Source organism: Flavivirga spongiicola, from assembly GCF_030540825.1.
GTDB lineage: Bacteria > Bacteroidota > Bacteroidia > Flavobacteriales > Flavobacteriaceae > Flavivirga > Flavivirga spongiicola.
On sequence record NZ_JAUOEO010000002.1, the window covers coordinates 721722 to 734449 of the forward strand.

Below are 12728 nucleotides of genomic sequence, written 5' to 3' on the forward strand. Positions count from 1 at the left end.
AACGAAGTTCTAATGTATGACCTGGGCTTAATGAAATATCCATTGATTAAAAATTAAATCGGAAATAAAAATAACTATTTTGGATACCTACATTTAATACCAATTAACAAATAAAATGAGCCTTAAATAATTTGAATTATAGTGTGCTTAGATAAAATAGAAAATTAAAGCATAGCCTTAGCTTATGGTTTAATTTTATCTTGAAATATAAGTGCAATAGAAGCGAATTACTAGGTTTATTTTATTTGTTAATTGGTATAACTCCTTTAAAAAGATAAGATATTGGCTTAAAGGTTTGTTTTAAGTAGTTTTTTAACTAATATTCTGTTAGAAACCTCAGGGAAAAGCTCTTCAATTATAAAAGCATATTCCTCGTTAGAAACGATGCCGTTTTTTAAATGAAATATGCCTTTATCGTTTTCATTTAAAGAAAAATATAAACCAGCTAAACGATATTCTAATTCTGCGTTTTCTGGATAAAACTCCAAAGCTTGTTCAAAATTATAAATAGCAGCTTGTGATTCGCCAAGCTTAATTAATAAATCGCCACGAGACAGCCATGTATTGAGTTCATAATTTCCTAATTCTAAAGTTCTTTTGAACCCGCGTTCGGCTTCTTCATAAAAATTGAGTCTCTGGTTAATTTGGGAGTATAACTTCCAGTAGATAACATTTTCAGGATCAATATTAATTGCTTTGTTTATATAATATAATGCTTTTTGATAATTCTTTTTCCCATTATAAAACTTTGTTATCGCTATCCACCCTTTATCTAATAAAGGATCTTCATGTACAGTTTTGTAATAATATTGAACCGCCAAGTCATCATTTTTTAACTTTTCATGACAATTACCTATCCTTAATAAAGCAAAAGAAGTGGGTTCGTCTAGTTTTAAAGAGATACTATAATTTTCAATGGCATCATCATAACGTTTTAGAGCTTCAAGTACTTTGCCTCTTTCGAGATATGCCCCTACAAATGTATCGTCGGAGATAATAGCAAAATCAAAAGCGGCTAATGCTTTTTTGTACTTTTTTAAGGTATAGTATTGTTTGCCTAATTGGTGCCATGCTACTTCGCAATAAGGGTTTTTATCTAGAAATACGTTTAAATAAGAAATGGCTTCTTCATTTTGACTTAGATACTCAAAACAATATATGATATTGTAAAGAGCAGAATAATCTTCTAAATCTTCTTCCAAACATTTCATGAAATACATTTTAGCATTTTCAAATTGGTCTAAAAAAAGATATTCCATACCAATTAAAGAATATAAATCAATCACGTCATTTGTAAGTTCTAATGCTTTCTTTAATACGTCTATAGCTTGTTGATGCTCATCCTTTTTTGATAATATATTAGCTTTTTGAATGTAGATTTCCTCATTCATAGGGTCTAAACTATAAAGTTCATTTAATAAAGTATCTGCTTCAACTAGTTTGTCTTCAAATACATAAACTTCAACTTTAAAAAGTTTTAGATTAATAGAGGTGGTGTGCTGGTTTAAACCTAATTTAATGGCCTTCTTTGCCAAAGCTATTTTACCATGATTTAGATAATGGTGAATAATGTTTTCAAACTCTTCAGAATCGAAAAACAAAACATGATTTGTTTTTAACATCGATTCGAATTTTGATAGAGGCAAATTGTTGTTGTCGTTATGACTAAACTCCATAAGCACTTTTGTAAGTTTCTACTTGAATAAATTTAAGCTTCTATTTGTCTTTTTAAGACAGATTAAGCAAATGTTTTTAACAAAGTAATCAACAACCATGCCTTTAGTAGGGTTTTTGGGAGCTTTTGTTTTGATTTTTAGAACGTTGATGGCATGTAATTAATCCTGAATTGCGTTTAAAACGGTAATGATTATTGAGCATCCTTTAGTGATTTCTTCATTTGAAATAGTTAAAGGGGGTGTAATTCTTACTGCTTTAGGTTCAAAAAGGAGCCAAAATAGTATTAAACCTTCTTCTTGACACTTAAGAATTAGTGAATTTGTTATTTTTTCTGAAGTAGTTATAATGGCAAGCATGAGTCCTTTGCCTCTAATTTCTTTAATTAATGGATGGACTAAAAGTTTGCGAAACAAGGTTTCTTTTTCTAAAGTTTGATGTATTAAGTTGCTTTCTGTGATCTCTTGTAAGGTTGCTAGGGCAGATGCAGCAATAACCGGGTGACCTCCAAAAGTCGTAATATGTCCTAATTTAGGGGTGTTTTGTAGTAAATCCATGAGTTTACTTGATGCTGTAAAAGCACCTATGGGCATACCGCCACCTAAACCTTTACCGGTAACTAAAATATCTGGAATACAATTATAATGTTCAAACCCAAAAAGTTTACCTGTTCTGCCTATACCTGGTTGTATTTCATCTAAAATTAAAAGTGCTCCAACGGTATTGCAACGGTTTCTTACTTTTTCTAAATATCCTTTTTCTGGTTCTATAAAACCAGCACCACCTTGTATGGTTTCTAGGATAACACATGCTGTTTTAGTGGTGATGCGCCCTAAATCGGTTTCATTATTAAAAGAAATGAATTGTACGTTTGGTAGTAATGGTCTATATGCTTGTTTTCTTTCTTCAAAACCCATAACACTCATAGAACCCATAGTATTACCATGATATGCTTTATGTGCTGCTATAATTTCACTTCTACCCGTAGCGCGTTTTGCTAGTTTAAGGGCACCTTCAATAGCTTCAGTACCAGAATTGGTTAAATATGTTTTTTCTAAAGAGGAGGGGAGTTTATTTGCCAATAATTTAGTAAGCTCTACAGCTGGTTTTTGTATATATTCCCCATATACCATGACATGTAAGTAGGTGTCTAATTGGTCTTTAATGGCATTCACAACTTTGGGATGATTATGTCCTAAAGGGCAAGCAGATATGCCAGCAACAAAATCTAAATGTGCTTTATTATTGATATCATAAATATAGGAACCACTAGCATGAGAAATTTCCATAGCTAACGGATGAGGCGAGGTTTGCGCTTGATATTTAAAAAAATCAGATGTCATTATTATTTATCTGAAACCTTAGAGTTTCTAAGCTTTTTTTGATTTTCTATGATAGACTTTGGTCCCAAAAAATTTTGTTTTTCTTTTGCCGATTTAGGTATGTTTCTTGAAGCTTTAGAAGGTTCTGTCTTATCGGTTTTCTCTCGGTTATCTGCATTTTCAATACGTTTTAACAGCTCTTCATCAAAGAAATCTTCTTGAGGAACATAATCTTCTAACCCTTTTATAACTGGTAAAACTAAAGGAGGATCATCTTTAAATAAATCTTCAACGCTCATGGGGCGCTCGTCTTCACGCCAATCAAAACCTTTTAAGATTTTTTCTTTTTCCGGATATTGAGATTCAGGATATAATTTACCGTCAACTTGATTTATTCGGTTATACTCTTCAATATCGCCTTCAGCAAAAAGCATGGAAATACTTCCAGATTTTGCTTTATCAATCCCTATAAGTTCTTGTTTATCATTACGTGTATAAAAAATAGACTCAGCATTTTTAATAATATCAACTTGTCTTAACTGGTTTTCTTCATTAAATAGCCCTATTAATCTCATACCGTAAATTTGATTGTATCCATTTTCGCTTATAGTGTCTTTACTTATAATAAAGGCATTATTGAAAACTCTCAGAGAGTCTATTTTTTCTGTTTCGGGATTTGAAATTAAATGAATGGTATCGCCTGTCATTTGATTGGCTATATTCCAAAGGATAGGTTTTCGTTGCGTAGAAAATTTATCGTCAGACGAAAAACGGTTTATATTTATTAATTGCGTAATACCGGTTTTTTGGTTAGAATGTATGGAGTCTGCTTTTCCACTTAGATCCGACTTGAATATTTTAGCATTGTAATAGGCTCTAACAATACGGTGTTCAGGTTTACCGGTTACCATGATTCTATCTGCATGCATATAGATAGAATCGTTTTCTTGTTGTGTAATTGCTAGGGCATGTTTTGTAATAAATAAAGAATCTTTTTCTTTAAAAACCTCGGCGTAATGCCCTTTTATAATACTATTATTTATAGTGTCTGTTACTTTTATATTATTGGTAGCCGAAGCAAAACTAATGTTATTGTCAAAATATAAACTGTCGCCTTCTATAATACGATTATCGTAATCTATTCTTGCTTTTTTAAGAGCATAACCTACTTTGTTTTCGGTGTCATAAAACCCTTTTTCACAATATGTTACACTTGTTTCTGTTGTTATGGTCGAAGGACCAAATAAGTAGGCATGACCACTGTCTGAATAGAAATCGAAAAAATTAGAATTAATAGTTGACTCCTTATTTACTAATACCACATCCTCAACAAATTGATATTTTTTAAGGTCCATGTAATACCGACCAATTTTACTGGTAATCGTTCCAGAGGAATCTTTTACAACAGTTCCACCATTTTTATAAAATGCTTGTTGTTTGATGCGGTCTAAATACAGGGTGTCCGAAGATATTGTAGAATTGGGATCTTTTAAAACAACATCTCCACTTGCAAAAGCTAAACCACTTGCTCCACTATATTCAACATACTTGGAGGTCATATTAATAGTATCCCCTTGTTTCATTTGAACATTACCATAGGCTTCGATGAAATTTTCTTTACCGTAGTGTATGGCTTTATCACACCACATGTCTGATCCCTTGTGCTTTATATGTACTTGTTGTGAATCATCACGTGTTAATACTTTGGCACCAGGGTAATTTTCTTCATCAATAGTAAGTTTACCGGCATATTCGATTTCAATTTTCTTTTTTTCCTGAGCCTCGGTAGCTATTGAAACAAAGCCAATAATAAGCGTAAAAAATAAAACTTGTAGTTTGTTCAAAATATAAAAAGTTTGTCACAAAAATAACGATAATTATAATGTATAATTGTATAAATTAAATGATCAGTTATAAAACTTGACTTTTCACTTAAATAAAAAAGGAAAGATGGTTTCTATTTTAAAAAAAATTAAATTTTCCGAGGAACTATAAATTTAAGTTGTAGAAATCGAGTTAATGATACCCTTGAGTAAAAAACTCAAGAGTATCTCAAATTAACTCAAAAAATAAACAAACTAACTAATTTATTCAATAATATATGCTTTAATTTCAGCCATTGCAGCATTTTCAGTACCATCATGTGATGATGTAGAAATGAATTTTAAATACCTAAATGTTTGAGCTGATGTAAAATTCACATCTTGTACCTCTTTTATATTTTGTAACTCAAAATTACCCAATGAGGACCAACTTGAATTATCTGTACTTACTTGTATCTCAATATTTTTAACAGTTCTAGATAAAGACTGTCTTTGTGCAAATCTTATACCTAATACTTCCGTTTGTGCTCCCATATCTATAGTAATATGGTGTGGTGAAGTTGCAGTACAACCGCTCCAACAAGAGTGCCAATAGGTATCTAAATTATCATCTAAAACATCGGCAGCACGACCTGTATCTCCTTCTCCTCCTTTGTCTTCTTGAGTACTATAGTCGATAACCGACCACGAACTCCTATCTAATAATGTCACAGGAGTTGGAGGATCAGGAAGTTTAGGTGTTTCTAAGGAATTGAAATCTATATTTGGTGAAGCCCCAGACGCTGTTCTTGAAAATGCTGTATTTGGCTGTACATTAGCATTAAAAAATCCACAGTTTTTTAGAAAAAAGGTATTGCCATTGGTACCCCCTTCATAATCTAATCGATCTCCGTTACTTGCAGTTGCATCTGCAGTAAATGTTCCGCTTGTCATTTCTGCCCATGCGTTATCGGTTGTATAGACCCATTGATTACCATAATTTACGCGTCTAGAAAGATATCCAGTACTAGGGTTGAAATTTTCTAAAAATGAATGTAATCTTTTTAAATGAGTATTGGTTTTTGGTCTTCTTAAACCTGCAATCAATTGCCAATCTCCAATTTCTGGATCAAAGAAATACGCTGTATAATCTGTTGATTCAGGAATAGTAGAAGGTTCTCCTTTCAACAAAAACTTATAAGTAACTCCAGCTTTCCAATCTACATCTTTAAAACACTGTATTCCTGACCCTTCATTACCAAAATCTTGAACAGTTACTCCTGTTCCATTTCCTAAATTAGTAACCTTATAATCTTCAGGAATCTGATTAGGGTCGTCTGTACTGAAAGCACTCCATATTGAGAATAATACACGTCTTTCAGTAGCTGAATTTACTTGTATACCAAAATAACCTTGTGCATGTCCGTTAGCCATAAAAAATGATCCTATTTTATCATCACCTTCTGGAACTGTAACTTCATTATAAAACCATTGTACATCTTTCCCTGATGGTTCATCATAACCCATGTGTACCGAAGGTCCTCTTCTGCCAAAGTAAAAATTACTTGTGGGGTTAAACGTTACTCCTGAAGCTATGGCAACACCGCCGAAAAGGATATCGCTAATATCAACGATATAATCTCCTGATTTTTCCAATCCTTTTATTTCTACATAATTATATCCAGCCGGTACTGTAAATGTTCCAATTTCTTCTGTTTTATAAGTCGTACTAGAACTCGTGATTTCTTTAGACGTATTGCCAACTGTAACTTTTATTTTTGAGGAACCATCTGAAGATTTCATTTTTAATCCGACATTTAATTCACCAGCTCCTGTTTTAACATAGGTACGAATAACATCATCTAAGGACGACCAATTCTGGATCCCAGATTCTGAAATTATATTTTGGTCCTGAGTAAGATTGTTCATAACCCAACTATTAGCACCTATGGGGATTGTTTTTGTTAAACTTAAGGTTTCTTCTTCTTCCTCTTTTTCAACTTCTTTTGATTCGGAGGTATCACTTTTTGAACATGAAGAACAAGAAAATGATATATTAATGAGAAGTATAAACACCAGAATAGTGTTTCTTAAATTTAATTTCGTAATTATATTTTTCATATTTTAAATTTTATTTGAATATTTTAAATGTTTGATGAGCATCGTTATTATTAGCGACTAAAACGAGGCTACCTTGAACACTTTTTATATGCATTATGGCTCTTACATCTCCATCTACATAAAGACCTATAGAATGATTAGGGATATACTGAAATTCTCCTTGGTTTTTACCTTTTAAAAACGTTCCTATTCCAGCGTCTGCACGTGTTGTTTCAACTTCAGAATGATAGTTATTTCCAGCCATTAAAAGGTCTTTTATATTATCACCATCAAAGTCTTTATAAACGATACTGTTTATTGGAGATTTTTGTGCTTCTATCTGAAAAGGCTCAAAAGTGAATTGACCATTTCCTTTATTTATAAAAATCCCAGATCGAAATTCTGTAACTTCATAATGTAATGAAGATTGAATTCCATCACCAAGAATACCTTGTAAATCTAAACTTGCAAACTCACTATAAGTTTCTATCTTTTCTTTTAGATTAGGCATTTGTTGCGCTGTACAGCCTTTACCTCTTACAGGCACTTGTTTATCGTTATAATGTTTTGCAAGCATAATATCTTCAATACCGTTGCCATCAAAATCTTTCGTATAGACATGGAAAGGTTTTTCTTTTGATGCATGGAATTTGTAATTAAGCCCCAAATTCCCGGCAATGATGTCTTTATTTCCATCTCCGTCAATATCTTCAATCACTACAGAATTCCACCATCCTTTTGCTGAAGCTAAAGAACTATAAGTCTCGTTTTTTGAAAGGAATCCATTTTGATTTGTAAACACCTCAATCCCCATCCATTCACCAGTAATAATTAAATCTTCGTCAGAATCATTATCAATATCTGCCCATTGGGCATCTGTAATCATTCCTATAGTTTCTGCTTGTGGTGCTAGTGATGCAATTTTATTCTTAAAAGTTCCTTTTTCATTAATGAGTAAGAAATTGGTTGGAGCATAAGGATATTTTCCTGGAATAACACGGCTCCCTATAAATAAATCTAAATCACCATCATTATCAAAATCTGAAGCCCTAACTACTGAGCCTGCTGTTCTTATGTTTGGTATTTTTGATTGAGAGCGTTTAAAATTAAAATTCCCATGGTTTATATAAAGTCTATCTTGAAGTATATCTGAATCTTCAGTAAATTCATAGCTTCCGCTTGCAACATATAAATCCTGATCTCCATCATTATCGGCATCAAAAAAGCAAGCAGCTACATCTTCATGATTTTTATCTTTTGTAAAATCTGAGATATTGACAGCATGAAAACCGCCCTCTTTATTTGCGATTAGCAATTGCCCCGATTGTTGATGCGCTCCACCAATAAAGACATCATCAAACCCATCATTATTTAAATCTGTTTTGGCTATTGCTGGACCTGTTTGTGATAGTTTATGTGGTAGCAATAATTGTTTATCATAATCATTGAAAACTTTTTCTTCATGTAAAAATTCAAAAGTCTCATCTTCAACAAATAGCTTTGTGCTTAAGCTTAGATTACTTATATTGGTACTATTAGAATCTATTTGTTCTTGATATTCTATTTTTAATGATTGGTTTGCTTCAATATTTTCTAAAACCTGAACATTTCCATTAGACCATGTTACTTCTATTTTTTTAATAGTTTTGTCTTTACCTAAACCAAAATGTAATTGGTTTGGCAAAGCAGAAAGGTAGCCTCTAGAGTTAATTAGCTCTCTAAAAAGTATAACGCCGCTATTAGTATGAACTTTAACTTTAGTTCCTACTCCAAAGGGATTGTTTTTTTGCCCTTTAAAAGAAATTTGAAGATAATTTCCTTTATTTAATTCTCTACTGTTATTCTTTAATATAGTGGCAGGTTCATCTAAATTACTAGTAACTAAATCTAAATCGCCATCATTATCTAAATCTACATAAACGGCACCGTTAGAAAATGTTTCTTTTATATCTGACCACGCTTCTGTTTTTTTGCTAAACGTTAGGTTACCTTCATTTTTAAATAAGTAATTCTTTAATTTTTCCTGAGGAAGTTTCTGAGATAACCTAAAAAAATCTTCTTCTTTAAGATCTTCTTTATTGGTATTTATATAATCATCAATTTTTTTATTAACATCTCTATCTTGTACATTTCTATACATTCCATTTGTTACATACAAATCATTATAACCATCTAAGTCAAAATCTGCTAATAGAGTTGCCCAACTCCAATCTGTTTTGGCAACACCAGAGAGGTAAGCAATTTCACTAAAAGTACCATTGCCATTGCTTAGTTGTAATACATTATGCATGTACTGATAGTGATGTCCGTTGGCAGTCATAGCATTAAACCTTTCAATAGGCATCATAGCCATGGTTGTTTTAGACCTTACATAATCTTCGGGACTCATATCAGCCACAAACATATCTGTAAATCCATCATTATTAATATCAGCAATATCGGCTCCCATGCTGTAATGTGAAATATGCTTAAATAACTCTTCACTTTTGTCTGTGAACGTGCCGTCTCCATTATTAACATAGGCAAAATCTGGCCCCGTAAAGTCATTGCTAACATATATATCTGGCCATCCATCATTGTTTAAATCTCCAATTTGGGCATTTAAGCCATAAGCCAAATCTGGAACAATTCCAGCCTTATGACTTACATTTTCAAATGTACCATTGCCATTATTACGATATAACCTATCACTACTTTTGTGCTTAGCAGTACCAAATCTGTTATTCTTTATATGCTTAAGATTTAATACTTTACCAGCGTATTTAGAATTTTCGAGTGTGTTAACAACATATAAATCCAAGTCGCCATCTTTATCATAATCAAAAAAAGTCGAATTTACAGACCTGTTACTATCTGCTATACCATATTCTTTTGCCTTTTCAGTAAATGTTAGATCGCCATTGTTTATGTATAGCATGTTAGCGAGTTTTACATCACCTTTATACCAACCTGCTCTATTAATGTATATATCAAGATAACCATCATTATTAACATCTGCTAAAGAAACTCCTGTATCAAATCCAGGGCGTTTAATAATATTAGCTTTTTCAGTGATATCTTCGAATTTAAACCCGCCCTTATTAAGGTAAAGTTTATTGGAATAGATATTAGAAATAAAAAATAGGTCTTTTAGACCATCATTATTAAAATCACCTGCTGCAACACCACCCCCACTATATAAGTTTACATACTTATAATAGTGTAACTGTTCTGTTTCATAAACTTTATTTTCAAACGTAACTCCAGAAATTTCTATGGGAACACTTGTAAATAATTTATCAGTATTCAAATTCTCAATTCCCTTACTACATGAAAATATACTAACTACTGACACTATATATAAGACATGTTTTTTCATCGAATATCTATTAAATATCAAATTCCACAATACGCTGATCTAAAACCTTTACTATCTAAGATTTAGTTGATCGTGGAATGGTGTGAATAAATAAAAAATATTAGTATAAACCCAAAATATTATCCATTTTGGGTTTATACTAAAAAAGTGTAATTTAAAAATAAGGAGCCATTTCTGCCAAAGCAGCATTATTTGTTCCGTCAAAGACTTTAACGACATTAAATCTAATATAACGACCACTAACTGTTTGATCTAAAGCTATATCTTGACCTGTCTTTACTTTTTCTAAAGTAAATTCCCCTAAAGAAGTCCAGCTAGAATTATCCGTACTAATATCTATCGAACAAACCTCAATGTTTCTAGAAAGAGATTGTCTCTGCGTAAGGATAATACCATTAATTTCTTTAGATTCTAACATATCTATAACAAAATAATGTGGAGGTACTGCAGTACAACCTGCCCAGCAAGTATGCCAAAACGTATCCGGGTTTCCATCAAATGTATTAAAAACCCTTCCATTACCTGCTCCTTCTCCGTCTTGATCTTCCTGACTTGTATAATCAGTAACTACCCAACCTGTAGTGTCTAAAGGTACTGGTGGTAATTTAAGACTCGTATCTATAAGTATCTTATCTGGGTCACATGATTGTATTACCAATAAAGTGACCATTGTAAAAAAAGTGGCAACTGCCAAGGTTATCTTTTTTTTAATTTTTAAGTTTTTCATATATTTTAGTTTTTAATGTTCCAAAAGAGTTTATTATAAACTCTTTTGGACATTATGTATTAATCATTTTGAATCAACGAAGGTTGTAATAATATCTGCTGTTCTGGAATAAATTCTATAATGGCATTGTTTGTAGCATCAATTTCAGGGAACGGGTTTGAGTTATCTAGATGCGTACCTGGGTACCTTCTATTCATGATTCTTCCATTTCTAAAAACATCAAACTTTCTATGTCCTTCAAAAGCCAGCTCTAATTGACGCTCCTCTAAAACAACATCTAATACGGTTTGTCCTACAGGCAGTGTTGCCAATGTATAAGGAGGTACTTGCGCTCTATTCCTTAGCACATTTATATTATCTAACGCAGCTTGGTCTGCACCTTGTTTAGCTAAAGCCTCAGCTTTATTTAAGTACAGTTCTGCTAGACGTGATACTGTTGGCGACCATAAATGCAAATCCTGTTCTTGGTATGATGCTTTTAGGATATAAAAAAATGGAAATCCATTTCGCTTATTCATATCAAAATCGAAAGTTACATCTTGTCGTCCATTTGGTCCGTTAAAATAGTACGCAGTTCGTCCACCAACAACTTCAGATTCCAACGTATAATTGTTTCCTTCATAATCAAAGGTAATTGTGCCTCCATTATCTGTTGTTCTAGCAAATTCGTAATCATAACCATTCTGATCACTACCAACTACCCAATTGACAGCTGGTATTTTTTGTCCATTGTCATCCTCTAAATACTGAGGCTCTATAAAACTTCCCCTTAGGTCACCTTCATTTTTAGCTAACAAATCAAGGTAAGTTTTAGACGCACTCATTTCTCCCCAACCTACGCCATCAATTTTTGCATAAAAAGAACCTATTGTGTTCCAATCATCTGGAAAACCTCCACCTCCAGCAATATCAATACCTTTGGTTAAGGTAATAGAAAATATGGCTTCTTCATTCTCAAATGGAGCTAACTCATTCATCTTAGCAAAGCGTTCACTTGATAATAAGCTATAAACGCTAGAATTAATCACTTTATCGGCATACTCAATGGCCTTTGCATTATCACCCATATACAGATATACCCTTGATAACAATGCTTGAGCTGCTTCTTTTGATGCAAAAGAAGGCCCTTTATTTTCATTCATTAATTCTTCTGCCTTCAGTAAATCAGCAATCACTTGATCATATACTTCACCTACCGTATTTCTGTCTGGAATATCATTTAAGTCTGCAGTTAATTTTAATGGCACTGATAAGTTTGAAACACCTTGATTATATGGTTTTCCATAAATATTACCCATTTGAAAATAAACCAAAGCTCTTATGTAGTAGTTTTCACCAAGTACTTGATTCGCTTCAGGTGTGCCTTCTTCAAGTAATTCTAGTACGGTATTAACTCCAACAATAGCTTTATAGGAATTTCCCCAGAATCTGTTGGATCTCCCGTTAGTAGCTACTCTTTGATAATTGTAAAAAAAGAATAATGCATCTGTTGTTCCTCCAGTAATCATTACGTTATCTCCAGAATATTCGGACATTCTATGTAAATCGTCTGACCATCCATTAAAACCTTCATCTCCTTTTAGGAATAAATAATTTCCTAATGTTGCAGCTTGAGCAGCTCCAGGATCTGAAAAAAGTTGTTCGGCCGATATTTCTGTAAAAGGACCTCTATCTAAATCACACGAGGTAGCAACCACATTGATTAATAATAGTAGTATATAATTTATTTTTTTCATCATTATATT

Annotated in this window: 7 protein-coding genes; all 7 read right to left on the reverse strand. The window is 32.5% G+C overall.

Going from position 1 to position 12728, the window contains the following annotated elements; translation table 11 throughout:
* Positions 1-287: 287 nt before the first annotated feature.
* Positions 288-1676, reverse strand: a complete 1389-nt coding sequence (locus tag Q4Q47_RS23125) for a tetratricopeptide repeat protein (protein ID WP_303309098.1) — start codon at positions 1674-1676, stop codon at positions 288-290.
* Between the two features lie 159 nt (positions 1677-1835).
* Complete coding sequence (locus Q4Q47_RS23130) at positions 1836-3017, reverse strand: aspartate aminotransferase family protein (RefSeq protein ID WP_303309099.1); 1182 nt, start codon at positions 3015-3017, stop codon at positions 1836-1838.
* 2 nt (positions 3018-3019) lie between these two features.
* Positions 3020-4840, reverse strand: a complete 1821-nt coding sequence (locus Q4Q47_RS23135; protein WP_303309100.1) for an OstA-like protein — start codon at positions 4838-4840, stop codon at positions 3020-3022.
* Positions 4841-5083: 243 nt separating this feature from the next.
* Positions 5084-6919: a DUF3472 domain-containing protein gene (locus tag Q4Q47_RS23140; RefSeq protein ID WP_303309101.1), complete on the reverse strand. Its 1836-nt coding sequence runs from the start codon at positions 6917-6919 to the stop codon at positions 5084-5086.
* A 10-nt stretch (positions 6920-6929) separates the two neighbouring features.
* A complete protein-coding gene (locus Q4Q47_RS23145) occupies positions 6930-10256 on the reverse strand; it encodes a VCBS repeat-containing protein (protein ID WP_303309102.1) in 3327 nt (1108 codons plus the stop codon).
* 154 nt (positions 10257-10410) lie between these two features.
* Complete coding sequence (locus tag Q4Q47_RS23150) at positions 10411-10983, reverse strand: discoidin domain-containing protein (protein WP_303309103.1); 573 nt, start codon at positions 10981-10983, stop codon at positions 10411-10413.
* Positions 10984-11042: 59 nt separating this feature from the next.
* A complete protein-coding gene (locus Q4Q47_RS23155) occupies positions 11043-12722 on the reverse strand; it encodes a RagB/SusD family nutrient uptake outer membrane protein (RefSeq protein WP_303309104.1) in 1680 nt (559 codons plus the stop codon).
* Positions 12723-12728 lie beyond the last annotated feature (6 nt).